Here is a 23,432-nt window from a genome sequence, read left to right on the forward strand (position 1 = left end):
CAACGGGACATCCGAGATCCCGGAGGCGTACGACGGCAGGGCGGGGACGGCAGCGCTCATGGAAGCTCCTCGTGGCAACGGCGCCAGGGCGATGACGCAACTTAACTGACCGCTCGTACGGTCGGCAACAGGCTCCAGGCGCCGGACCTGTCCCTATAGTGAGCGGATGCCAGGACGGAGCCCGCGGGCGAGCTCCCGGGACGCGATCCTGCGCGTCTTCGCCGAGCACGTCGCCGACCGCGGGTACGCGGACACCAGCCTCGGCGACGTCGCCGCGGAGCTGAACCTCAGCAAGGGCACGATCGTCCACCACTTCGGCACCAAGGAAGCCCTGCTGCGCGAGGTGCACGTCGCGTACTTCGCGCGGCGCTTCGCCGAGGCGGACTTCGTGCACGCCCACCTCGCGGACCCGGTCAGCCGGCTCGTCGCGATGGTCTACGCACTGCTCGCGGCCCACCGGGACGACCGCGCCGCCAGCCTGGCCTGCCTGCGCGAGCTCGTCCGCTACTTCGACGGCGACCTCACCGACTACGTCCGCAAGCAGCGCGTCCGCTACACCGAGATCGTCGTGGACATCCTGCGCGCCGGGGTGGAGCGAGGCCTCCTGCACACCCCGGACCCGCAGATGACCGCGCTGCAGGTCTTCGGCATGTGCAACTACGCCTGGACCTGGTACCGGCCGGACGGCCCGCAGTCCGTCGAGGCCATCGCCCGGCTCTTCGCGCACAACGTCCTGGCCGGGCTCGTGCACCGGTCCGGGGGCGACGCGGAGCTCGACGCGCTGATCGGCGAGGCGATCGAGACCGTCCGGAGGGCCCCCGGCCGCAGCGCCGCCGACGGGTCCGACGGGTCCGCCGTCAGCAGCGCGGCGCCCGCCCACTCACCGCCGATGTAGGACGAAGTGCGGCGACGGCTCAGAGCAGCCCGGCCGCGCGCCCCACGTGGACGGCCGCGGTCCGGTTGCGCACCTCGAGCTTGCGCATCGCCGAGCGCAGGTAGGCCTTGACCGTCTGCACGCTCAGGTCGAGCCGGTCCGCGATCTCGGAGTTGCTGGCCCCGACGGCGACGAGCCGGAGGACGTCGGTCTCCCGCCGGGTGAGCTTCTCCGCGTCCCTCGGGTCCCCCGGGGGCTCGGGGGCCGCGGACGCGCCGCTGAACTCGCGGTGGATGCACGCCAGCCGTTCGCGGAGCCGGGGATCGGAGGTGGTGGCGATGATGTCGGCCAGCTCGACGAGCGCGCGGCGGGTGCCGTCGGCGCCCTCGTCGGGGGAACCGCCGACAGCGGCGGGCGGGACCTCGGCCGGGAACCGCAGGTCCGCCTGCAGCCGGGACGCGACGAGGCTCGCCTGCCGCACCGTGCGGTCCCCGATGGGGTCGCCGGAGCGGACCGCGCCGTAGAGGACGCTGCGGACCTCGCCCTCGACCCGGACCGGGAAGGCGAAGATCGAGGTCAGCTTCTCCTCGGCGACCATCGTGTCGTAGTCGTGGGTGATCGCCCGGGCCGCGGCGTAGTCGTCGACCCGGCAGGGCACGCCCCGTTCGAGCGCGGTGCCGCCGAGCCCGCGCCCCCGCCGGATGACCAGCCCGGAGAGCGCGTCGGTGATCGTCCCGACCTGGGCGGTGATCGCGAAGCGACCCTCGCGCGCGCCGCCCGGGACCGCGCCACCGAACACCACGGGGAGGCCGGTGACGCGCTGCAGCTCGAGGAGGCGGGTGCGGACGGCGCGCTCGGCGCAGCGGTGGGCGGTGTCGACGCTGACCACGGCCGGGTCCTCTCGGATCGGGTCGGGCGGCGGAGCCCCGCCGGGCGGCGGTCGCTCCCCGAGCACGACGGGGACGGCGGCGAAGTGTCTACAGAAGGTCTCCGGTACGTCAACTCCGCGTCGCACGACCGACCGGCCTGAGCGGCGGCGACGGGCCCCTACCCACTTTCGGTGGTAGTCGACGCGCCGATCGTCGGTATTGACCGGATCGAGTGGCCGCGTCGAGGCAACGCCCCCGCCGCCGCGCGCCCACATCGCGCACCGTGGCGGCGATCCAGGGGTGAGGGGTCCCGTCCGGGTGGCGTACTCGGCCGTCGGACCGACCGCTCGTCACGCATCGTGGCCGCGGCGCCCCGTCCGGAACGCGCCGGATGACACCGAATCCGCGATCGGTCGTTGCTGCGGCAAGTCCCCCGGACGGCGACCTTCCCGCGCCGGCCGGCTCGGCCCCCAACGAAGAGGACCACCATGGCCAACCACCGCTTCGCTCCCCCGACGAAGGCCAAGGAACCAGGAACGGGACTGCGCGCCCCTGTCGGGCGCCGCAAGTTCCTGGGCTACCTCGTCGCCGCACCGACCCTGGTGGTCGCCGCCGAGTTCACCCGCCAGACCGTGTTCGACGGGCCGTCGGCCTCGGCCGCGCCCATCCCGTCCGTGCCGCAGACGCCCGAGGCCTACGACCTCCTCGACCTGCTCCGGGACGCCTCCCGGCCGACCGCGAACCTCATCCGCATCGAGGTCAACCGCGACGGCACCGTCTCCTTCGCGCTCCCCCGCTCGGACAACGGCCAGGGCATCATCACCTCGACCCAGATGATCATCGCGGAGGAGATGAACCTCGAGGTCGAGCAGGTCGAGGTCACCCTCGCCGACGCCCGTCCCGAGCTGCTGTTCAACCAGATCACCGGCGGCTCGAGCACCACCTTCACCACGTACACGCCGATCCGGGTGGCCGCGGCGCTGGCCCAGCTGCGGCTGCTCGACGCGGCCGCGCAGCTGCTCCAGCAGGACGTGCGCACGCTGAGCGCGCGCAGCGGCCTGATCACCGGAGCGGCCGGGCGCGTGCTCTCCTACGGCGACCTGACCGAGGCCGCGGCCAGCCGGGTCGACGAGCAGGTCGAGGTGGTCCTGAAGCCGCGCGAGGACTTCCGGATCATCGGCAAGCCGCACAACAAGACGGACGCCCGGGACATCGTCACCGGCCGCAAGTGCTTCGCCACCGACCTGCAGATCCCCGACGCCCTGCCGACGGTCATCTGCCGGGCGCCCGACCTCAACGGCACCCCGGACGGCGTCGAGAACATCGACGACGTCCGGGACATGCCGGGGATCACGGACGTCGAGATCGTGTCGACCGGCGTCGCCGTGCGGGCGAGGACCTTCGGCCAGGCCATCGACGGCGTCCGGGCCCTGCGGGTGAACTGGAACGACGGCACGGTCCACGGGGAGAGCGACGAGACGATCCTCGCGAAGCTGCGGGCCGCCGAGCTGCCGATGGCCGTCCCGCCCGCGGGCGGGAACACGATCGACGCCTCGTTCACCTTCTACTTCAAGTCCAACAGCTCCCTGGAGACCAACTCCGCGATCGCCGACGTGCGGTCGGACCGGGCGGAGATCTGGGGCGCGATGAAGAACCCGGTCACGGCGCAGGCCGCGATCGCGAAGAAGCTCGGACTGCCGCAGAGCGCGGTGACCGTGCACGTGACCCAGGGCGGCGGCTCCTTCGGGCGCAAGCTGTTCTGGGACGCCGCGCTGGAGGCCGCCGAGGTCTCGCAGACGATGGGCAAGCCGGTCAAGCTGATGTGGACGCGCGCCGACGACTCCCGCCAGGGCCGTGTGCACCCGATGGCGACCTCGCGCATCCGCGCCTCGGTCACCAAGGACTCGGTGCTCAGCTTCGAGCAGCGGCACACCAGCGTGTCCACCGACTTCACCCACGGCCTCGGCGACGCGATCACCGCCACCGGCGCGCGGGCCCCGCTCGGCAACCTGACCTTCGCCGAGTCGATCTTCGAGCTGACCCAGGTGACGCCGTACGACTACGGCGTGTCCACCCGGCTGCTCAACGAGGTCGAGATGGGCTTCAACACCTCGTCGATGCGCAACGTCTACTCGCCCGACGTCGCCACGGCCCGCGAGCTCGTCACCGACCAGCTCGCCGCCGAGGTCGGCCAGGACCCGTACGAGTTCCGCCGCCAGTTCCTGCGCAACGACCGGATGCGCGCCGTGCTCGACGCCGTCGCCAAGGAGGGGCGCTGGGGCCGGTCGATGAAGAAGGGCACCGCGCAGGGCCTCGGCTTCCACACCGAGTACAAGGGCGTGTCCGCGGCGCTGGTCGAGATCGACTGCCGGCCGGAGACGGTCGACCGCAGGATCCGGGAGGGCGTGACCGGGCCGCGCGTCACCAAGGTGACCTTCGCGGTCGAGATCGGCCTGGTGATCAACCCGCGCGGGCTCGAGGCCCAGATCATGGGCGGGATCAACGACGCCCTCGCGCTGATCCTCTCCTCCAGCCTGCACCTGCAGGACGGGCACTTCGTCGAGGCCAGCTGGGACAACTACTTCTACACCCGGCAGTGGAACACCCCGCCCGAGATGAACATCATCATCCTGGACTCGCCGGGCGACGAGCCGGGCGGCGCCGGGGAGTTCGGCGTCGCCGCCACCTGCGGCGCCATCGCCTGCGCCTACGCGCGGGCCACCGGGAAGCTGCCGGAGTACTTCCCGATCAACCACAAGGACCCGTTCCCGTTCGAGCCCAAGTCGCTGGTGCCGCCGATCCCCGAGTCGCCCACCGACGGCCTGCGCTACACCTACTGATCAGGAGAGCACCGACATGCCCACCCACACCTTCACGCTCAACGGCGAGCGGGTCACCGTGGACGTCGAGGACGACGTGCGCCTGCTCTGGGTCATCCGGGACATGCTCGGCGTCACCGGCCCCAAGTACGGCTGCGGCATCAACGTCTGCAAGGCCTGCACCTGCCACATCAACGGCAAGGCCTTCAACCCGTGCTCCGTCCCGGTCGGCGCGATCTCCGACTCCGACGAGATCACCACCATCGAGGGCCTGGCCGACGGCGACGAGCTGCACCCGATGCAGAAGGCCTGGATCGAACAGGACGTCCCGCAGTGCGGGTTCTGCCAGCCGGGCCAGATCATGGCCGCCGTCGCCAAGGTCCGGCAGTGCCGGCGCGAGGGCCGCGACGTCGACGACGCGGCCATCGAGGAGATCCGCAACATCTGCCGTTGCGGCACCTACAACCGCATCCGCGAGGCCATCAAGGCCGGCGCGGACGAGATGTGAGGCCGGGAATGAAGAAGCGCATCATCTGCACCCTCGCCCTCGGCGGCGCGCTGCTGCCGGTCGGCACCGCGGCCGCCGCGGAGGCCCCGACCGGCGACCTCGCCCAGGGCGCGAGCGCGGCCCGGGCGACGGCGCAGACCGCCGCCGAGTCCTTCCTCGACGCCACGAACGGCAACGGCCCCACCGGCGCCGACGGCGTCGAGACCGAGTTCCCCGACCCGGGCTTCAACTACCTCGCCGGCCCCGGCGGCGGCCTCCTCGACGGCCCCTTCGACTGACCCCGAGCCCGACCCGGCGACGGCACTCCCGCTCCACCTTCGTGAGCGGGAGCGCCGTCCGCTCATGTCACGACCGGTGCGGCCTCGACGGTGCGGGCGAGCTTCTCGAGGCCGGCGGCGAGTTGCTCGCGGGTCACGAACGGGCAGAACGCCTCGAACCTCGGGTCGGTCACGCCGGACCAGTCGTAGGTCTCGGTGACCTCGGTCCCGCCGTCGGCGTCGCGGAGCCGGTAGGTGTACGTGTGCCCACCGGTCCTGATCCCGGCGAGCTTCCCGACCAGCTCGCACTCGAAGTCGGTATCGAGCCGCGGAGCCCAGCCCACGACCACGCCCGGTTCGAACTCGGTCACGGTGTTCAGGGACCGGTAGTCGCCGAGGTCGTCGTGGTGCATGTGCATCGTGAACACCTGCCCGGCCGCCGTGACCGGGCCGCTCTCGGTGCTCCGCAGCGTCCCCGAGCCGTCGATCGCCCCATGCCGGCGCGGGTCCGCGAGGACCGCGAAGACGCGCTCGGCCGGGGCGTGCACGACCCTGCTGACCTCCATCTGCTTGGCGTCGCCCATGGCGCACCTCCCTGTGCCGACCGTCGACCGCCGGGACCGGCGGGCCCAGCACGGTACTCGCGCGGACGGCGCTCATCCCGGCCGACGGGCTACGTACAAGAGGACCCTTGCCAAGCGCGACGCCGAGCGCGACGGCGTCAGGCCAGGAGGGGCGCGAGCCGAGCGGCGTGGTCCCGGAGCACCTCGATGATCTCCTCGTTGGGTTCGGCGATCCGCACCGTCGGCCCGGCGAGGGCGAGCCCCGCGACGAGCCGGCCGTCCCGCGGTCCGCGGATCGGCACCGCGAGGCAGCCCCGGTCCTCGCGGAACTCGCCGCACTGCCGGGCCAGCCCGTCCCGCGCGACCGCCTTCAGCGTCCGGTCCAGCTCCGACTCCGAGGTCACGGTGCGCGCCGTGAACGGCCGCAGCTCCCGCACCAGCGCCCGCCAGTCGGCCTGCTCCGCCAGCAGCAGCCGGCCGAGGGCGAAGGCGTACGGGAAGCGCGCGAGCTGGCCGGCGTCCGGGGCGGGATGGTCCGGGTCGGGGTCGATCAGCGAGATCTGCTCGCCGACGTAGGAGGCGAGGTGGACAGCCCACCGGGTCTGCCCCCGCATGTGGTCGACGACGGCGCGGGCGGCGGTGTTGAGGGCGCTCGTCGCCGGCAGGGCGAGCCGGCCCGCGCGGCGGCCGAGCGCGAACCCGGACAGGTCGGGCAGCCGGACCAGGTACTCCTCGGCCACCAGCAGGTTGAGGATGCGGTAGGTGGTGGCCTGCGGCATGGCCAGCGACTCGGAGATCTCCTTGGCCGTGACGCCGGGGCCCGCGGACACGACCTCCTCGAGCACGTGCAACGCGCTGCGGACGGCCTTGGGCTGCCGCCCGGACAGCGGGATGGGCCCCGTCATGCCGCGCCGCGGTGGGGGAGGAGGACGTCGCCGGTCGTGGTCTCGTCGTACACCCCGATACCGGCGAGCGCCGCCGGGCGGCGCAGGCGCAGCAGCAGGTAGCAGGCGGCGCCCAGCACCGCGAGCCCGCCGAGCAGCACGCCCGACAGCGGCCGCGTGACGACGAACGCCACGAGCACGACCAGCAGGATCGGCACGATCACCGCGCTGACGGCGACCGCGGGCCAGGTCAGCTCGCCGATCCGGTGCAGGAACACCGGCGCCGCCGCGCACACCAACAGGTAGGCGAGCAGGAACCCGCAGGCGGCGAGGGTCAGCATCGTGACCAGCACGGACATGAGCGGGACACCGGCGGCGAGCAGCACGACCGGTACCCCGGTCGTCACCGGCACGGACGCGGCGATCGCGACGTGCGGGGTGCGGAACCGGCGGTGCGTGCGGCCCATCACCTGCGGCGCCACCCCGTCCCGGGAGAGCGAGAACAGCACCCGGGCCAGCGCCGTCGACGCCGCCAGGCAGCAGGCGAAGAAGGACATGACCAGCCCGAGGTCGAGCAGCACGGGCAGCCAGCCCCAGCCGTTGGCCGCGGCGAGGGAGACCACCGGCTCGGCCTGGCCCGCCAGCCCGCCCGGGGTGGCGGAGAAGCCGAGGACCTGCACCTGGGCGGCGAAGACGTAGAGCACCCCGGTCACCGCCGCGGTCAGCCCGACGGCGCGCGGGACGCTGCGGAAGGGCTTGCGCACCTCGGTGCCCAGCGAGGTCGCGATCTCGAACCCGATGAACGCGGCCAGGGCGGGCAGCACGCCGGCGAGGATCCCGCCGGGGCCCGGCGGCGGCATCGCCGTCGGGTCGGCGGGCGCGCCCGTCGCGGGCCCGCCGGCGAGCAGCAGCGAGAACACGATCAGCATCACCGTGATCGAGACGCTCTCGACCGCCAGCACCACCCTGGCCGAGAGGCGCGCCCCGCGGAGCACCAGCACCGCGGTGCCGAGCCCGATCACGGCCATCACCGCGGCGGCACCCGCCCGGCTCGGGGTGGCGCCGACCAGCTCACCGACCAGGGCGTCGAGGTACACCGTGGCGCCGACCAGCGCCGCGGCCGCCAGCAGCCCGTACCCGAGCAGCGACGCCAGCGCGCTGGCGTAGGCCGCGGCGGGCGTGAGCCCCTTCGCGGTCAGGCTGTACAGCCCGCCGGAGGCGGCCATGCGCCGGGTGAACCGGGCGATGCAGCCCGCGATCAGCAGCGCCAGCACCGTCGCGATCACGAACGACCAGACCGTCCCGTGCCCGGCCGACACCGCGACGATCGCCGGCGTCGCCGCCATCGCGGCCGACGGCGCGGCCCCGGACACCGACTGGGCGACCACCTCCAGCGGCCCCAGCCGCCGCCGCTCGAGCCCCTCGACCGGCGACCGGCTGCGCAACCGCATCCGCGCGTCGTCGCGCATCCGCTGCCCCTTCCCGTGCACTGCCCGCAGCGTAGGCCGGAGATGTTGCCAGCGCGTGCACCGCGATGACCAGCGACGACGGCCCGAATGAGAACCGCGCGGCCGCTCCGCGGTCCGAATGAGAACGTGCTTTGACTCACGTCCCGTCGCCGCCCACGGTGGTCGGCATCACTCTTCCGAGTCACCTGGAGAGCGCTCATGAGCGTCACGGATCCGGATCGACCACACACGCTGACCGGCCGGCTCGGCGTGGGGTCGATCGTGTTCATGGTCGTCGCGGCGGCCGCGCCGCTGACCGTCATCGCCGGCACCGTCCCGCTCGGCCTGGCCGCGGGCAACGGCGCCGCCTTCCCCACGACCTTCGCCCTGTGCATGGGCATCCTGCTGCTCTTCGCCGTCGGGTTCTGTGCGATGAGCCGGCACGTCCCGAACGCCGGCGCCTTCTACTCCTACGTGCAGCGGGGGCTCGGCCGCCCGCTCGGTCTCGGCTCCGCCTTCCTCGCGCTCGTCACCTACGCGGCCGTGCAGCTGGCGGTGTTCGGCTACATCGGCGCGGTGATCGACGCCCTGGTGCAGCACTGGGGCGGCCCCGCGCTTCCGTGGTGGGTGTGGACGCTGGCCGTGGTCGCCGTCGTCGGGGTGCTGGGCTACCGACACATCGAGCTGTCCGGCAAGGTGCTCGGCGCCCTGCTGATCGCGGAGGTCGCGATCGTCCTGGTGTTCGACGCCGTGGTGGTGGGGCGGGGCGAGCACCTCTCGACCGCGTTCGTGCAGCCCTCGCAGTTCGTCTCGGGGGCGCTCGGCATCGCGATCATGTTCGCGATCGCCTCGTTCATCGGGTTCGAGGCCACCGCGGTGTTCCGCGACGAGGCCCGCGACCCGCAGCGCACCATCCCGCGGGCGACCTACACCGCGCTGCTGCTGATCGGCGTGTTCTACACGCTCTCGAGCTGGGCCGTGGTCTCCGCGTGGGGCGACGCCGCCGCGGTCGAGGCCGCCGGCACCGACCCCGGCAACATGATCGTCACGACGATCACGAACATCCTCGGGCCGGCCGGCGGCGACGTGGCCCAGGTGCTGCTGATGACCAGCCTGTTCGCCGCCGCGCTGTCCTTCCACAACGTGCTCGCCCGCTACTACTTCTCGCTCGGCAACTCCGGCGCCCTGCACCCCGCGGTCGGCCGCAGCCACCCCCGGCACTCCTCGCCGCACGTCGCCTCGCTGACCCAGAGCATCGTCGCGGCCGCGTTCATCGTGATCTTCGCGATCGCCGGCATGGACCCGGTCACGCAGGTCTTCGCCTGGATGGCCGGCACCGCCACGCTCGGCGTGCTCGCGCTGATGACGCTGACCTGCGCCGCGGTGCTCGTGTTCTTCCGCCGCAACCGCGTGGACACCCGGGTCTGGAACACCTTCCTCGCCCCCGCCCTCGGGCTGATCGGCCTGGTGGCCTGCCTCGTCCTGACCGTCTCGAACTTCCCGACGCTGATCGGCGGCTCGGGCGCGCTGGCCCTCGGAATCGGCGCCGTCCTCGTGCTGGCGTTCGTCTTCGGCGTCGTCTGGTCCCGCCTGCGCACGGTGACCGGCTCCCTCCCGGCCACCCCCACCCCCGCCGCCGACGCGGCCTGAAAGGAGATCCTGCCGATGACCACCCTGGACAACCGTCCCGAGACCGGCACCGCGAACCGGCACGCCCTCGCGATGACCAGCGAGGCCGAGGTGAGCACCGTCCGCGAGGTGCTGCTCGAGGCCGGCCTGCTCGGCGAGACCGTGCGCTACACCTTCTTCACGCCGGAGGAGCCGCCGAAGTCCGAGGTCCTCGCCGGCGGCACCACCGACCGCCGCTTCCGCGTGATCCTGCTCGACATCGCCACCGGTCGGTCGTGGGACGTCGTGGTGTCGGTCGACTCCCGCTCCGTGGTCTCGAACCGCGAGCTCGACCCGCCGCGCGACGGCCAGCCGCCGATCATCGACACCGAGTTCGAGATGATCGAGGACGTCCTCAACGGCTCGGCCGAGTGGCGCGAGGCCCTCGAGAGCCGCGGCATCGACCCGGCGCAGGTGCGCGCGGTCCCGCTGTCCGCCGGCGCCTTCGACGACTACCCGGAGACCCCGGGCAAGCGCGTGGTGCGGGCCTTCGGGTTCCGTCAGGACCACGAGAAGGACCACCCGTGGGCGCACCCGATCGACGGGCTCGTCGCCTACGTCGACCTCACCGCCCGCACGGTGGACCGCGTCGTCGACCACGCCGTGCACGCGGTGCCCGAGACGAGCGGCAACTTCGACGACCCCGAGGTCCAGGGCCCGCCGCTGGACCTCAAGCCGATCGAGATCACCCAGCCCGAGGGCCGCTCGTTCACCGTGGAGGACGGGCACGTCCGCTGGGGCAAGTGGGACCTGCGCATCGGGTTCAACGAGCGCGAGGGCCTGACCCTGCACCAGATCGCCTTCGACGGGCGCCCGATCTGCTACCGCGCCTCGGTCGCCGAGATGGTCGTGCCCTACGCCGACCCCTCGCCGGTGCGCTTCTGGCAGAACTACTTCGACTGCGGCGAGTACATGTTCGCCCGCTACGCGGACTCGCTGCAGCTGGGCTGCGACTGCCTCGGCGACATCCTCTACACCGACGCCGTGATCGCCGACGACCTCGGCAACCCGCGCACCATCCAGAACGCGATCTGCATGCACGAGGAGGACTACGGCGTCCTCTGGAAGCACTCGGACATGTTCACCGGCGCGCGCGAGACCCGCCGCCAGCGCCGCCTGGTGATCAGCTTCTTCACGCCGATCGGGAACTACGACTACGGCTTCTACTNTTCACCGGCGCGCGCGAGACCCGCCGCCAGCGCCGCCTGGTGATCAGCTTCTTCACGCCGATCGGGAACTACGACTACGGCTTCTACTGGTACCTCTACCTCGACGGCACCATCGAGCTCGAGGCCAAGGCCACCGGCATCGTGTTCACCTCCGGCACGCCCGGCGAGTACGCCACCGAGATCGCGCCCGGCCTGGGCGCCCCGTTCCACCAGCACCTGTTCTCCGCCCGGCTGGACATGACCGTCGACGGCGCGCGCAACGCCGTCGAGGAGATCGAGGCGGCCCGGGTGCCGATGGGCGAGGGCAACCCGTACGGCAACGCGTTCCGCCGCTCGGTCACCCGGCTGACCCGCGAGTCCGACGCCCAGCGCGACGCCAACGGCGCCACCGGCCGGGTCTGGCACATCATCAACACCGAGAAGACCAACGCGCTGGGCCAGCCCGTCGGGTACACCCTGCACCCGGAGGGCCAGCCGACCCTGCTGGCCGACGACGCGTCGGTCATCCGCTCGCGTGCCGCGTTCGCCGGCAAGGCGCTCTGGGTCACCCAGTACGACCCGGCCGAGCGCTACCCCGCCGGTGACCTCGTGAACCAGAACCCGGGCGGGGCCGGGCTGCCGGCCTGGGTGCAGGCGGACCGGCCGGTCGACGGCGAGGACATCGTCGTGTGGCACACCTTCGGGCTCACGCACTTCCCGCGCCCGGAGGACTGGCCGATCATGCCGGTCGACTACACCGGGTTCGTGCTCAAGCCGTCGGGTTTCTTCGACCGCAACCCCGCGCTCGACGTCCCGGCCTCCACCAACGGCCACTGCCACGGTGGCAAGGAGAACGGCGTCGTGCACGGTCCGGGCAAGGACCGCGAGCCCGAGGGCGCCTGAGCGGTGCACGGGACGGGCGCGGGCTGGTGGGAGACCGTCGTCGGCGGGGCGTGCCTGCTCGCCGCGGCGGTCTTCCTGGCCCGCGCCCTCCTCGCGGACCGGCCGGGCGCCCCGGCGCACCGCTGGACCGCGCTGGGCCACGGCGGCATGGCGTCGGCCATGGTCGCCATGGCCGCCGGCGAGCTGGTGCCCTCGGCCGTCCTCGCCGTCGTGTCCTGCCTGTTCGCGCTGGCCGGACGACTGCGGGGCGAGGCCGCCGAGGTGGTCCACAGCTGCCTGGCGGCCTGCGCGATGGTGGCGATGCCGCTGGTCGGCGGCGCGCACGGCGGCCTCGGCCTCGCCGCCGTCTGCCTGGCGCTCACGGGTTACTTCGCCGTCCGCGGCGGGCGGTGGCTCCCGGCCCTCTCGCTGCGGGGCCCGCGGGTCCGCCTGGAACCCGTCGCCCACCTCGTGATGAGCGGGGCGATGGCGACCACCTTCCTCACCATGATCTGACGCCCCTGCGCGGGAGGTGGTGCCGATGAGCCCGGCGCCCGGGCGTCAGGACGCCTCGCGCCTCCGCCCCAGGAAGCGGTCGAGCCCGGCGCGCACCCCCGGCGTCCCGACGGTGGAGGCGAACCAGGCCGCCTCGATGCCGAGGCCCTCGTCGATGGGCACGTTGATCCCCCGGGTGACGGCGGCGAGGCACGCGGCGACCGCCGTGTCGGCGTGCCGGACGATCCGCTCGGCCAGCTCGCGCGCCGCCGGGAGCAGGTCCTCGCCCGCGACGACCCGGTTGACCAGCCCGATCTCCGCGGCACGGTCGGCGGTGATCGGGTCGCCGGTGAGGATCATCTCGAGGCCGCGCTTGCGCCCGACGTGCCGCGGCAGCCGTTGCGAGCCCCCGAACGGCGGCGGGAACCCGAGCGTGATCTCCGGCTTGGCGAAGGTGGCGTGCTCGGCGGCGAGGGCCAGCGGCGCCGCCTCGGTGATCTCGCAGCCGCCGCCGTAGGCGAGCCCGTTGACCGCCACGATCACCGGCACGGGGCAGGTCTCGACGGCCCGGGTCAGCGCGTGCCCGCGCGCCACGATCTCCCGCAGCGCCGCGGCGGAGCCCCGGGCGACGCTGCCGGCGAGGTCCGGGATGTCGGCGCCGGCGCTGAAGGCGCGGTCCCCCGCGCCGGTGAGGATGATCGCCCGCACCCCGTCCGTGCGCGGCAGCTCGTCCAGGTGCGTCCGCAGCGCGTCGATCGTCGGGTAGTCGAGGGCGTTGAGCTTGTCCGGGCGGTCGATCGTGACCACGGGAACCGTCCGGTCACCGGACACGCGCACTGGCATGGGGACTCCGATCTCGAGGTGACGTCCGCACGCCATGTCAGACCACCCGTCCGCCGCGGACAACGCACCGCCACCGACGCATCAGCGGGTCGTCAGGGCTGCCCCCGCCCGTCATGCTGGTCGCGTGGCCTACCGCTTCCTCGCCGACGCGGTGATGCTGGTCCACTTCGCGTTCCTGGCCTTCGTCGCGCTCGGCGGGTTCCTCGCCTGGCGCCGGCCCCGGGTCCTCGTGGCGCACGCGGCCGCGGTCGGCTGGGGCCTGGTCAGCGTGCTGGTCGGGGTGGAGTGCCCGCTCACGGCGTGGGAGGACCGGTTCCGCCGGCTCGCCGGGGAGCAGGGCCTCACGCGCGGCTTCGTCGACACCTACCTGACGGGCGTCGTCTACCCGCGCGAGTACCTGCTGACGCTCCAGCTCGTGGTCGCCGGGCTGGTCGCGCTCTCCTGGATCGGGTTCGCGCTGCGCCGGCGGCGCCGGCCGGTCCGCCGCTGACGACCGTCCCGTCAGGACCGACCGCGGGCCCGACGACCTGGGTGGCGACCTTCGACCGGGCGCGCGACCCGTCGTCGTGCCATTCTGTCGCCCGGGCCGGGGGGCCTGGCGGGACGACCGTTTGCCGGGAGCACGCATGAACCTCGAGAAGGTCGTCTTCGGCTTCTTCGTGCTGCTCGCCGCCACACTCAACTTCGGGTTCTTCATCGGCGACATCTCCAACCCCGCGCTGCACAACGTCTACGAGCTGTTCGCCGCGATCGTCGTCAGTCTCATCGCGACGGTGCTCAAGTTCGGCGACCGCACGCAGATCGGCGCCGTCCACCTCGCCACCAGCCTGGTGGCGGACCTGCAGCTCGTCGCGGCCGCGATCGCCTGGACCTACTCGGCGCACATCGCCGACAACGCCCTGACGCCGTCGGCGACGGCGGCCGTCGTGTCGCTCTCCGGCGGCGCGCTGTTCGCCAACGTGGTCTCGGTGGTGCTGCTCGTGGTCGAGACCGTGTCCTACCACCGCCGGTAGCCGGCCGTGGGCAACCCGCTGCTCTCCTTCTGGATGCGGCTGCTGGGGCAGGACGAGGACCCCGGCCCCCGCGGCCGGTCCCGGCGCCTGCGCCGGCGGATCCCGATGGCCTCCGCCGTCGAGGCCGAGGCCACGATCTTCCTGATCCTGCGCCGGATGCGTGCCCCGCTGATCGTCCTGATCACGATCTTCGCGATCAGCGTGTTCGGCCTGACGCTCGTCCCCGGCCGGGACGCCGGCGGCGCGCCCTACCGGATGAGCTTCTTCGACGCCTTCTACTTCATGAGCTACACGGCGTCGACGATCGGCTTCGGCGAGATCCCGACCACCTTCACCCCGGCCCAACGGCTGTGGGTCACCGCGACGATCTACCTCACCGTCATCGGCTGGGCCTACGCGATCGGCACGCTGCTGGCGCTCCTGCAGGACCGCGCCTTCCGCCGGGCGATCGCCCTGCAGCACTTCACCCGCAAGGTCAAGCGGCTGCGCGAGCCGTTCCTGCTGATCGTCGGCCACGGGCGCACGGGGGAGCTGCTGTGCGGGGCGTTCGACGCGCTCGGCCGCCGGGTCGTCGTGATCGACATCGCCGAGGAGCGCATCGACGCCCTCGAGCTCGGCTCCTACCGCGGCGACGTCCCCGGCCTCGTCGCGGACGGACGCGACCCGGGGCACCTCGGCGTGGCCGGGCTGCGCAGCCTGCAGTGCGAGGCGGTGGTCGCCCTCACCGACGACGACGAGGCCAACCTCGCCGTGGCGATGACCGCGGCCCTGCTGCGGCCGGACCTGCCGGTGGTCGCCCGCACCGTCTCGCCGGCCATCGCCGAGCGCATGCGCGCCTTCGGCAGCCCGACCGTCGTCAACCCCTTCAACCGGTTCGGCGACCACCTGCGCATCGCCATGCGCTCGCCGGCGTCCTACCAGCTCATGACGTGGTTGGAGAGCGGGCCGGGCGCCGAGCTGCCCGCCCGGGGCCGGCCGCCCGGCGAGGGGCACTGGGTCGTGTGCGGCTACGGCCGCTTCGGCCGCGAGGTCACCGACGACCTGCGTGCCGAGGGGCTCGACGTGACGGTGGTCGAGCCGCGCGGCACGGCGCCCGAGCCGCACGACGGCGTCACCACCGTCGAGGGCTCCGGCGTCGATCCGGCGGTCCTCGAGCGCGCCGGCGTCGCCGACGCCGTGGGGTTCGTCGCGGCGACGGACAACGACACCACCAACCTCTCGATGGTCTCCGACGCCCGCCGGCTGAACCGCTCGATCTACGTGGCCGCCCGGCAGAACCGGGCCGCGAACGCCGCGCTGTTCGACGCCATGCGGATCGACTCGCTGCTCGTGCCGGCGGAGGTGGTGGCGCACGAGGTGTTCGCGCAGCTCAGCACCCCGCTGCTCTGGCGCTTCCTGCAGCAGGTGCCGCACCAGGGCGACGGCTGGGCGTCGGCCCTCGTCCAGCGGGTGACCACCCACTGCGGGCGCCGGCTGCCCACCCTGTGGAAGATCCGGCTCAACTCGAGCGAGACCCCGACCCTGATGGGCTGGCTCGCCTCCGGGGAGGCCCGGCTCGGCGACGTCCTGCGCGACCCCGAGGACCGCGGGAGCCGCCTCGCCGTCGTGGTGCTGATGGTGCTGCGGCGGGGCGCGGACGGGACGGAGGAGTGCCTCATGGGCCCGGACGACGACGTCGTCCTCGCCCCCGACGACGAGCTGCTCCTGCTCGGCGGCACCGCCGCCCGCCGCGGCCTCGACGTGACCCTGATGGTCGACGCGGCGCGCGAGTACGTGCGGACCGGGCGGCGGGTGCCGGCCGGATGGGTGTGGCGCAAGCTCACCCGCGCCGGGCGGGAGTGACCCCGACCCGGGCCGGCCGGGGTGCGGCCGGCCCGGCCGTCGGTGTCGTCGGTGTCAGGCGAGCTCGAACCGGTCGAGGTTCATCACCTTGTTCCACGCCGCCACGAAGTCCTGCACGAACTGCTCCTTCGCGTCCGCGCACGAGTAGAACTCGGCGACGGCGCGGAGCTGGGAGTTCGCACCGAAGATCAGGTCGACGGCGGTGGCGGTCCACCGGACCTCGCCGGTGGCCCGGTCCCGGCCCTCGTAGACGTTCTCCGTCAGCTCGGACGTCTTCCATTCGGTGCCCATGTCGAGCAGGTTGACGAAGAAGTCGTTCGTCAGCGCCCCGGGCCGGTCGGTGAGGACGCCGTGCGGGGCGTGCGCGACGTTGGCGTCCAACGCCCGCATCCCGCCGACCAGGACCGTCATCTCGGGCGCGGTCAGGTTCAGCATGTACGCCCGGTCGACCAGTCGTTGCTCGGGCGGCACCTTGTCGCCGGGCCGGATGAAGTTGCGGAACCCGTCCGCGCCCGGCTCGAGCACGGCGAAGGAGTCCGCATCGGTCTGCTCCTGCGACGCGTCCGTGCGCCCCGGCGCGAACGGGACCGTGACCTCGTACCCGGCGTCGCGCGCCGCCTTCTCGACGGCCGCGCAGCCGCCCAGCACGATCAGGTCGGCGAGGGAGATCTTCTTCCCGCCGGACTGCGCGCCGTCGAAGTCCTGCCGGATGCGCTCGAGGGTCTCCAGGACCCGCGTCAGCTCGGCCGGCTCGTTGACCTCCCAGTTGCGCTGCGGCTCCAGCCGGATCCGCGCCCCGTTCGCGCCTCCGCGCTTGTCGGTGCCGCGGAAGGAGGCCGCCGACGCCCACGCCGTCGCGACCAGCTGCTGGACGGACAGACCCGAGTCGAGCAGCGTCCGCTTGAGGGCGGCCACGTCCTCCTCGCCGACCAGCTCGTGGTCGACCGCGGGCACGGGGTCCTGCCAGATCTGGGGCTCGGGCACCCAGGGGCCGAGGTAGCGCGAGACCGGGCCCATGTCGCGGTGCAGCAGCTTGTACCAGGCCTTGGCGAACGCGAGCTCGAGCTCGTCCGGGTTCTCGTGGAAGCGCTTCACGATCGGCCCGTAGATCGGGTCCACCTTCAGCGCGATGTCCGAGGTCAGCATCATCGGGGCGTGGCGCTTCGACGGATCGTGGGCGTCCGGCACGGTGCCCTGGGCCTCGGGGTTCTTCGGTGTCCACTGCTTCGCGCCGGCCGGGCTCTCCGTGAGCTCCCAGTCGTAGTTCAGCAGGTTGTCCAGGTACCCGTTGTCCCACTTCACGGGCTCGTTGGTCCAGGCGCCCTCGAGCCCGCTGACCATCGTGTGGACGCCGTTGCCGCTGCCGTGGCGGTTCTTCCAGCCGAGCCCCTGATCCTCCAGCGGGGCGCCCTCGACCTCCGGACCCAGGTACTCCGCGCTGACCGCGCCGTGGCACTTCCCGACCGTGTGGCCGCCGATGATGAGCGCCGCCGTCTCCTCGTCGTTCATCGCCATCCGGGCGAACGTGTCCCGGATGTCCCGGGCCGACTTCTGCGGGTCCGGGTTGCCGTTCGGGCCCTCGGGGTTCACGTAGATCAGGCCCATCTGCACGGCGCCGAAGGGCTCCGCGAGCTCGCGCTCGCCGCTGTAGCGCTCGTCGCCGAGCCAGGTGTCCTCCGGTCCCCAGAAGATCTCCTCGGGCTCCCAGATGTCCTCGCGCCCGAAGCCGAAGCCGAACGTCCTGAACCCCATCGACTCGTAGGCGACGTTGCCCGCGAAGATCATGAGGTCGGCCCACGAGATCTTGCGGCCGTACTTCTGCTTGACCGGCAGGAGCAGCCGGCGGGCCTTGTCGGTGTTCGCGTTGTCGGGCCAGCTGTTCAGCGGCGCGAAGCGCTGGGCACCCTGGCCGCCGCCGCCCCGGCCGTCGTGGATCCGGTAGGTGCCCGCGGCGTGCCAGGCCATCCGGATGATCATCGGCCCGTAGTGGCCGTAGTCGGCGGGCCACCAGTCCTGCGACGTCGTCATCAGCTCGACGAGGTCCCGCTTGAGGGCTTCGACGTCGAGCGTCGCGAACTCCTTCGCGTAGTCGAAGGTCCCGCCCAGCGGGTCGGCCTGCGGCGCGTGCTTGCGCAGGACCGAGAGGTCCGGCTGGTTCGGCCACCAGTCCCGGTTCGACATGGGGCGGTGGGCCGCCGGGGTCGGGGACGGGATCCGCGGGTTCTCGCTCTCGCTGACGCTCTCGGTCACGTCGGTCCCTCTTCCTGTCTCTCCTGTTCTTCGCGCCCCGCGGTGCGGATCGACTTCGTGTCCGTGTGCGGGTCGTCGTGCACCGCGGTCGGCACCGCCAGGCACGGACGGGTCACCCGCAGGGCGGCCCCGCGCAGCATGCGCTCGAAGTCTGACGCGGCGGCACCTCGCCGAGTCTCGTCCCGTTTCTTGAACCACTCAATGAGCAGATCCGCCACCTCCGGAATCGGAGGTGGCGGATCGCCGGCGCTGTGTCGGCCCGGGTCTACCGGAGCGACGGGCGCTGGCCCGTCGGGGTGGCCGACCGCCCCGCTCGGCGAGCGGGCGGCTCGTCCCGGTCCTCCGCGGGGGCCTCGTCGACGTCCTCGGCGTCGTCGTCGACGTCCTCGGCGTCCTCGGCGTCCTCGGACTCGGCGTACTCGGCGTCCTCGCCCCCGGCCTCGACGGCGTCGGATTCCTCGTGGTCCTCGGCGTCCTCCTGGGTCGGGGCCTGGGACCGGGACCGCAGGGAGGCCGCGAACTCCTCCAGCCGCTCGGCGAGCCGCTGGAGTCCCTGCAGTGCCAGCAGGGCGAGCTTCTTGATCAGCTGCAGCAGGATGGCGGCCTTGGCGACGAGGAAGCTGAAGCTCGCGCCCAGGACGGGCCGCGCCACCGCGCCCACGGTGCCGACGACGCCCTTCAGCGTGCCGGTCGCCGTCGACGCCAACCCGCCCACTGCGCTCTGGCCGGTCTTCGCCACGCCCGACACGACGTCCCCGCCCGTCTTCGCCACCCCGGACGCCGCGGCCCCGCCGGTCCTGGCCACGCCGGACGCCGCGGAGCCCCCCGTGGCGGCGGCGGTGCGGCCGGCACTGCCGACCGCCTGTGCGGCGCCGGACGCCGCGGCCCGCCCGGTCTGGGCGACCGCCCGCGCGGTCCGTCCCGCACCTGGCGCCGCCTGTCCCGCCCGGCCGGCGGCCCGCCCGGTCTGGCCGGCCGCCCGGCCTGCCTGACCCACGGTGCGACCCGCCCGCGCGGCCGCCGACCGACCGGCGGCCGTCACCCGGCGGACTCCACCCGTGACGTCCCTGGCGGGCGGCTTCGTCCCTCCGTCCGGCGCGCTCATCCCGGGGGCACGACGCCGGACCTTCCGCGTGGCGTCGGACTCGTCCTGATCACCGGCGCGGGCGGCACTCCCGCGCTTCTCCTGGGGCTGGTCGGATTCCGTCATCGGTCCGCTCCTCTGGTTTGGTCGCAGTGCTACCACCTCTCGGGCCGCGGCTACCCAAATTGGACCGTCGACCAGGCAATTTGCACTGAACGGACGCGGCGGCAGACCCGTGTCGCGCAGCGCCGGAAGGGCCGGACGCCCGCTGACCGGCCTCCACCTGCGGGACCGCGCGCGGCACCGCGACTTCGGCGCCGGGGCGACCTGGGCGCCCGGACGACCGGTGACGCGTCGTCGTCACCCGATCGTCGCCTGTCGGTCGCTCCGCGGGAAGGGCACGGACGCCGCGATGTGGGACGACCCGCCGGTGCACCCGCGCCGGACGTAGGCTCGACGCATGGCGCGCCTGCTCGTCGTCGAGGACGACGACACGATCGGCCGGGCCCTGCGCAGCAGCCTGGCCGTGTACGGGCACGACGTGGTGTGGTGCACCGCCGGCCGCGAGGCCCTGGAGGCGGGCCGGGACGGGCGCTTCGACCTGGTGCTGCTCGACCTCGGGCTGCCGGACGTCGACGGCCTCGACGTCTGCCGGGACCTGCGGCTCACCCAGCCGGACACGGTGCTGGTGATGCTGACGGCCCGGGACGCGGAGATGGACGTGATCATCGGTCTGGAGGCCGGTGCCGACGACTACCTCACCAAACCGGTCGGGCTGGCGGAACTGCACGCGCGCATCCACGCGCACCTGCGCCGCGTCGAGACCACCCAGCGGCCCGACCCGGAGGACGACGCGGCTGGGAGCACCACGGTGCTCGGTGACCTGGTCCTCGACCTGGCCGGCCGTCGGGTGCTCGCTGCCGGGACCGAACTGCCGTTGCGGGCCAAGGAGTTCGAGCTGTTCGCCCGGCTCGCCGCCCAGCCCGCGACCGCCGTCAGCCGCGAGACCCTGATGTCCGAGGTGTGGGACGAGCACTGGTTCCGGTCGACGAAGACCCTCGACGTCCACATCGCCGCGCTGCGACGGCACCTGGCCGACCTGCCGGCCGGCACCGCGCTCCCCCGGATCACGACCTTGCGCGGGCACGGCTACCGGCTGGACCCGCCCGAGGCCGAGTGAGGTTTTGCCGTGGCCTTGCCGGAGGGAAGCGGCCGTTAACCGGGACCCGCCTACCGTGGGCGGATGGTGCCCGGGACGGCCGACGAGCCCCTCGACGAGGTCGACCGGCGGCGCGCGGCCGCGCGGATACGGGACGCGCTGGACGAGAACGTGCTCGGCCTCGAGGAGGCCGGGCGGCGGCTCTCCGAGGTCCTCCGAGCGCCGAGCCGGGCCCGGCTGGACCGGCTCACCCGTGACCTCGACCCCGGGGACGAGCCCGTCGACGACGGGCTGGACCATGCGACGCTGCTCTGCGCAGGGCTGCGCATCCTGTTGTTCGCCGCCCTCACCGCGCTGCTGCTCACCGTGCTGATGCACGGGGTCGAGCCGATGGACCGCTTCTGACCACCCTCGTCGCTAGGTTCGCCGACGTGCGCAAACGGATCGTGGTGCTCACCCTCGGCGCCGCCGTGCTGGCCATCGCCCTCTTCGGGATGCCCCTGGCCGCCGTCATGGCCACCTATCTGGCGAAGGACGAGACCAGCGAGCTCGACCAGGTCGCGAACGTCGCCGCACTCACCGTGGCCGTCGACCTCGCCCGCGGCGGCGCTCCCCACCTGCCCGCGACCGCCGAGCACGCCGACGTCGCCCTCTACGACCGCGCCGGGAACCGCATCCTCGGCGTCGGGCCCGACCGGGCCGACGACGCGGTGACCGCGGTGCTCTCGCAGGCCCAACCGGACACCGACGACGGCGTCGTCGCCGTCCCCGTCCTCGGCGAGGACGACCCCCGGGCCGGCGCCATCCGCGTCTCGAGCAGCCCGGTCGAGGTGTACGTGCAGATCGGGCTCGCGTGGGGGGCCATGCTCGCGCTGGCCGCCGCGGCGCTGACCGTGGTGTGGCTCGTCGCGCGGCGCCAGGCCGGCACCCTCGCAGGCCCTCTCGAACGGTTGTCCGCCACTGCCCGGCGTCTCGGCGACGGCGACTTCACCGCCCGCACCGCCCGCGTCGGCATCCCTGAGATCGACTCCGTCGGCATGGACCTCGACGCCACGGCCGAGCGGCTCGGGGGGCTCATCGCCCGCGAACGCGCGTTCACGGCGGACGCCTCCCACCAGCTCCGCACGCCGCTGGCCGGGCTGCGGCTGACTCTCGAGGCGGCGCTCGACGCGCCGCGCCCCACCGGGAACGGCACCGCGGGCACCGGGGAGGAGGTGGAGCGGCTGCGCGAGGCGATGCGAGCGGCCGTGCACGCCTCGGACGGGCTCCAGCGCACGATCGAGGACCTGCTCGCCCTCGCCCGCGACACCCACGAGCCGCGCGACGAGCTGGTGCTCGCCGACCTGCTCGACGCTCTCGCCGGCGACTGGCGCACGCGGGTCGAGGCCACCGGCCGCACACTGGTGCTCGAGGCGCCGTCCGGCCTCGGGGCCGCCGCCTCGGCCGCGGCGGCCCGCCAGGTCCTCGACGTCCTCGTGGACAACGCGCTACGCCACGGCCGGGGCCGGATCACGGTGCGGGTCCGTGACGCCGCCCGGGCCGTCGCCGTCGACGTCACCGACGAGGGCGAGATCCCGCCCGGCTCCTCCGAGGGCCTCTTCACCCGCCGGGCGCGGCGATCCGGGGGCCACGGCATCGGCCTGGCGCTGGCCCGCAGCCTCGCCGAGGCCGAAGGGGGACGGCTCATCCTCACCCGCGCCCGGCCGACCACCTTCACCCTCCTGCTGAGAGCCGCCGGCGCGGCCCGTCAGGTCGTGGACGGCGTGCCCGGACGTCTTGCCGAGCGCTAACCGTCCGCTGGGGTTCCGCAGTGGAAGCGGCTCCTACCGTCGGAGGCAGTCGGTGTCCGGCGGCCCTCGGGAGGGTGGAGCAGGGATGAGATTCGCCGATGCCGAACAGTCGGTGGGCGTCGCGCTGCTGGCCGTCTGGGCGCTCGTGACCGCGCTGTCGGTGCTCGGTCGCGTGCCGCGCGTCGGACGGCTGTCCACGTCGACGCTGATCGGGACGGGCGTGGCCGCCGGCCTGTTCGCGCTGCAGGCCACGGTGGTCGACGCGGTCGCCGACCCCGACGGCATCTCCGCGGCCGACGCGCCTGCGTTGCACTGGTTCGTGGAGCACCGGACCTCCGGGGCGACCGGCCTGGCGCGTGTCGTGTCCGACGCGGGCGGGACGGCGGGCATGGCCGTCCTCGCCGCGGCCGCGGCCCTCGTGCTCTGGTTCCGCCGGCGCCGGTGGGAGGCCGCGGTCGTGATCGTCGCCACCGCCGGAGCCGGGGTGCTGGTCGAGACGTTGAAGAACGTCTACGACCGGGCGCGCCCGCCCCTGGCGACGCGCCTGGCGGTCGAGACCAACTACTCACTGCCGTCCGGCCACGCCCTGGGCTCGTTCGTCGTGCTCGGCGTCCTCGCCGCCGTGGCCGTCGTCGTGTTGCGGGGCGTCGTCGCCCGGGCCGCGGCGGTCGCGGTCGCGGTCCTGGCGGTCGTCGTCATCGGGCTGTCCCGCCTCTACCTCGGGGTGCACTGGCTCACCGACGTGCTCGACGGATGGCTGGTCGGCGGGACGTGGCTGGCCCTGTGCGTCACGCTCCTCGTGCATCGGCGTCCCGTCCCGGTGCCGGATCCCGATCCCGCGGTCGAGATGCCGGCGGCCGACGACGGCGCACAACCTCACCCCGCGGACCCGCAGACGGTCCGGTTGGTCACCGGTCCGCCCGCGGAGCAGGTCGGCGACCAGCCGACCGTGCCCGTGCCGCGACCTGACGGCCGCCACTGACCCCTCGTCCGCCCGCTAGACCGTATGAGGGGCCGGCGCCTCGCTCGTAAGTTG

The 23,432-nt window shown here is 73.4% G+C and carries 20 protein-coding genes and 2 pseudogenes; 14 read left to right on the plus strand and 8 right to left on the minus strand.

Annotated elements, in window-relative coordinates; translation table 11 throughout:
- Positions 1–166: 166 nt before the first annotated feature.
- Entirely contained in the window at positions 167–895 is a 729-nt protein-coding gene (locus tag ACFQH9_RS26330) for a TetR/AcrR family transcriptional regulator (RefSeq protein ID WP_379570067.1), read from the plus strand.
- Positions 896–914: 19 nt separating this feature from the next.
- On the opposite strand, the gene ACFQH9_RS26335 is transcribed toward ACFQH9_RS26330, so the two are convergent.
- Complete coding sequence (locus ACFQH9_RS26335; RefSeq protein ID WP_379570069.1) at positions 915–1,763, minus strand: LuxR C-terminal-related transcriptional regulator; 849 nt, start codon at positions 1,761–1,763, stop codon at positions 915–917.
- A gap of 468 nt (positions 1,764–2,231) precedes the next feature.
- Here ACFQH9_RS26335 and ACFQH9_RS26340 point away from each other — a divergent pair, with 468 nt between their 5' ends.
- From ACFQH9_RS26340 to ACFQH9_RS26350, 3 genes are read left to right on the plus strand one after another with little or no spacing between them, the layout of a single operon-like run.
- Complete coding sequence (locus tag ACFQH9_RS26340) at positions 2,232–4,583, plus strand: molybdopterin cofactor-binding domain-containing protein (protein ID WP_379570071.1); 2,352 nt, start codon at positions 2,232–2,234, stop codon at positions 4,581–4,583.
- 16 nt (positions 4,584–4,599) lie between these two features.
- Positions 4,600–5,070, plus strand: coding sequence for a (2Fe-2S)-binding protein (locus tag ACFQH9_RS26345; RefSeq protein ID WP_379570073.1), 471 nt, complete (start codon positions 4,600–4,602; stop codon positions 5,068–5,070).
- 8 nt (positions 5,071–5,078) lie between these two features.
- Complete coding sequence (locus ACFQH9_RS26350) at positions 5,079–5,348, plus strand: hypothetical protein (RefSeq protein WP_379570075.1); 270 nt, start codon at positions 5,079–5,081, stop codon at positions 5,346–5,348.
- A 62-nt stretch (positions 5,349–5,410) separates the two neighbouring features.
- Here ACFQH9_RS26350 and ACFQH9_RS26355 read toward each other — a convergent pair whose 3' ends face one another.
- The 3 genes from ACFQH9_RS26355 to ACFQH9_RS26365 all read right to left on the minus strand — a co-directional run bounded on the left by ACFQH9_RS26355 (position 5,411) and on the right by ACFQH9_RS26365 (position 8,264).
- Positions 5,411–5,911, minus strand: a complete 501-nt coding sequence (locus ACFQH9_RS26355) for an SRPBCC family protein (RefSeq protein ID WP_379570077.1) — start codon at positions 5,909–5,911, stop codon at positions 5,411–5,413.
- Between the two features lie 137 nt (positions 5,912–6,048).
- Complete coding sequence (locus tag ACFQH9_RS26360) at positions 6,049–6,795, minus strand: IclR family transcriptional regulator (protein WP_379570079.1); 747 nt, start codon at positions 6,793–6,795, stop codon at positions 6,049–6,051.
- A complete protein-coding gene (locus tag ACFQH9_RS26365; protein ID WP_379570081.1) occupies positions 6,792–8,264 on the minus strand; it encodes an APC family permease in 1,473 nt (490 codons plus the stop codon). Before ACFQH9_RS26365 ends, ACFQH9_RS26360 begins: the two co-directional genes overlap by 4 nt.
- 177 nt (positions 8,265–8,441) lie before the next feature.
- Between ACFQH9_RS26365 and ACFQH9_RS26370 the strand changes: the two genes are divergently transcribed.
- The 3 genes and pseudogenes from ACFQH9_RS26370 to ACFQH9_RS26385 all read left to right on the plus strand — a co-directional run bounded on the left by ACFQH9_RS26370 (position 8,442) and on the right by ACFQH9_RS26385 (position 12,436).
- Entirely contained in the window at positions 8,442–9,872 is a 1,431-nt protein-coding gene (locus ACFQH9_RS26370; RefSeq protein ID WP_379570083.1) for an APC family permease, read from the plus strand.
- A gap of 15 nt (positions 9,873–9,887) precedes the next feature.
- Positions 9,888–11,941: pseudogene (locus tag ACFQH9_RS32215) on the plus strand (copper amine oxidase).
- 3 nt (positions 11,942–11,944) lie between these two features.
- The gene (locus ACFQH9_RS26385) at positions 11,945–12,436 is read left to right on the plus strand and encodes a hypothetical protein (protein ID WP_379570089.1); all 492 of its coding nucleotides are present in this window, start codon (positions 11,945–11,947) and stop codon (positions 12,434–12,436) included.
- A gap of 45 nt (positions 12,437–12,481) precedes the next feature.
- Here ACFQH9_RS26385 and ACFQH9_RS26390 read toward each other — a convergent pair whose 3' ends face one another.
- Positions 12,482–13,258, minus strand: a complete 777-nt coding sequence (locus tag ACFQH9_RS26390; protein WP_379570091.1) for an enoyl-CoA hydratase-related protein — start codon at positions 13,256–13,258, stop codon at positions 12,482–12,484.
- A 124-nt stretch (positions 13,259–13,382) separates the two neighbouring features.
- Here ACFQH9_RS26390 and ACFQH9_RS26395 point away from each other — a divergent pair, with 124 nt between their 5' ends.
- The 3 genes from ACFQH9_RS26395 (at position 13,383) to ACFQH9_RS26405 (ending at position 16,113) form a co-directional block, all read left to right on the plus strand.
- Positions 13,383–13,748, plus strand: a complete 366-nt coding sequence (locus tag ACFQH9_RS26395) for a DUF2784 domain-containing protein (protein ID WP_379570093.1) — start codon at positions 13,383–13,385, stop codon at positions 13,746–13,748.
- Between the two features lie 136 nt (positions 13,749–13,884).
- The gene (locus tag ACFQH9_RS26400) at positions 13,885–14,271 is read left to right on the plus strand and encodes a DUF6394 family protein (RefSeq protein WP_379570095.1); all 387 of its coding nucleotides are present in this window, start codon (positions 13,885–13,887) and stop codon (positions 14,269–14,271) included.
- A 6-nt stretch (positions 14,272–14,277) separates the two neighbouring features.
- Positions 14,278–16,113 (plus strand): potassium channel family protein, encoded by a 1,836-nt coding sequence (locus ACFQH9_RS26405; RefSeq protein ID WP_379570097.1) that lies wholly within the window; start codon positions 14,278–14,280, stop codon positions 16,111–16,113.
- Positions 16,114–16,167: 54 nt separating this feature from the next.
- Here ACFQH9_RS26405 and katG read toward each other — a convergent pair whose 3' ends face one another.
- From katG to ACFQH9_RS26420, 3 genes and pseudogenes are all read right to left on the minus strand, one after another.
- Positions 16,168–18,363, minus strand: coding sequence for a catalase/peroxidase HPI (gene katG / locus ACFQH9_RS26410; RefSeq protein WP_379570099.1), 2,196 nt, complete (start codon positions 18,361–18,363; stop codon positions 16,168–16,170).
- Between the two features lie 26 nt (positions 18,364–18,389).
- A pseudogene (locus ACFQH9_RS26415) lies at positions 18,390–18,503 on the minus strand (transcriptional repressor); the annotation flags it as partial.
- Positions 18,504–18,628: 125 nt separating this feature from the next.
- Positions 18,629–19,573: a hypothetical protein gene (locus ACFQH9_RS26420; RefSeq protein WP_379570101.1), complete on the minus strand. Its 945-nt coding sequence runs from the start codon at positions 19,571–19,573 to the stop codon at positions 18,629–18,631.
- A 334-nt stretch (positions 19,574–19,907) separates the two neighbouring features.
- Between ACFQH9_RS26420 and ACFQH9_RS26425 the strand changes: the two genes are divergently transcribed.
- From ACFQH9_RS26425 to ACFQH9_RS26440, 4 genes are all read left to right on the plus strand, one after another.
- Positions 19,908–20,627 (plus strand): response regulator transcription factor, encoded by a 720-nt coding sequence (locus tag ACFQH9_RS26425; RefSeq protein ID WP_379570103.1) that lies wholly within the window; start codon positions 19,908–19,910, stop codon positions 20,625–20,627.
- A gap of 63 nt (positions 20,628–20,690) precedes the next feature.
- Entirely contained in the window at positions 20,691–21,011 is a 321-nt protein-coding gene (locus ACFQH9_RS26430; RefSeq protein WP_379570105.1) for a hypothetical protein, read from the plus strand.
- A gap of 26 nt (positions 21,012–21,037) precedes the next feature.
- On the plus strand, positions 21,038–22,396 hold the full coding sequence (locus ACFQH9_RS26435; RefSeq protein ID WP_379570107.1) for a HAMP domain-containing sensor histidine kinase: 1,359 nt from the start codon (positions 21,038–21,040) through the stop codon (positions 22,394–22,396).
- 85 nt (positions 22,397–22,481) lie between these two features.
- Positions 22,482–23,378, plus strand: a complete 897-nt coding sequence (locus ACFQH9_RS26440; RefSeq protein ID WP_379570109.1) for a phosphatase PAP2 family protein — start codon at positions 22,482–22,484, stop codon at positions 23,376–23,378.
- The last annotated feature ends 54 nt before the right edge of the window (positions 23,379–23,432 follow it).

Source organism: Pseudonocardia lutea (assembly GCF_042658055.1).
Lineage (GTDB): Bacteria > Actinomycetota > Actinomycetes > Mycobacteriales > Pseudonocardiaceae > Pseudonocardia > Pseudonocardia lutea.

Coding starts and splice junctions, on each gene's coding strand:
- ACFQH9_RS26330 (WP_379570067.1), top strand. CDS start 167: ATGCCAGGACGGAGCCCGCGGGCGAGCTCCCGGGACGCGATCCTGCGC.
- ACFQH9_RS26340 (WP_379570071.1), top strand. CDS start 2,232: ATGGCCAACCACCGCTTCGCTCCCCCGACGAAGGCCAAGGAACCAGGA.
- ACFQH9_RS26345 (WP_379570073.1), top strand. CDS start 4,600: ATGCCCACCCACACCTTCACGCTCAACGGCGAGCGGGTCACCGTGGAC.
- ACFQH9_RS26350 (WP_379570075.1), top strand. CDS start 5,079: ATGAAGAAGCGCATCATCTGCACCCTCGCCCTCGGCGGCGCGCTGCTG.
- ACFQH9_RS26355 (WP_379570077.1), bottom strand. CDS start 5,911: ATGGGCGACGCCAAGCAGATGGAGGTCAGCAGGGTCGTGCACGCCCCG.
- ACFQH9_RS26360 (WP_379570079.1), bottom strand. CDS start 6,795: ATGACGGGGCCCATCCCGCTGTCCGGGCGGCAGCCCAAGGCCGTCCGC.
- ACFQH9_RS26370 (WP_379570083.1), top strand. CDS start 8,442: ATGAGCGTCACGGATCCGGATCGACCACACACGCTGACCGGCCGGCTC.
- ACFQH9_RS26390 (WP_379570091.1), bottom strand. CDS start 13,258: ATGCCAGTGCGCGTGTCCGGTGACCGGACGGTTCCCGTGGTCACGATC.
- ACFQH9_RS26400 (WP_379570095.1), top strand. CDS start 13,885: ATGAACCTCGAGAAGGTCGTCTTCGGCTTCTTCGTGCTGCTCGCCGCC.
- ACFQH9_RS26420 (WP_379570101.1), bottom strand. CDS start 19,573: ATGACGGAATCCGACCAGCCCCAGGAGAAGCGCGGGAGTGCCGCCCGC.
- ACFQH9_RS26425 (WP_379570103.1), top strand. CDS start 19,908: ATGGCGCGCCTGCTCGTCGTCGAGGACGACGACACGATCGGCCGGGCC.
- ACFQH9_RS26430 (WP_379570105.1), top strand. CDS start 20,691: ATGGTGCCCGGGACGGCCGACGAGCCCCTCGACGAGGTCGACCGGCGG.
- ACFQH9_RS26440 (WP_379570109.1), top strand. CDS start 22,482: ATGAGATTCGCCGATGCCGAACAGTCGGTGGGCGTCGCGCTGCTGGCC.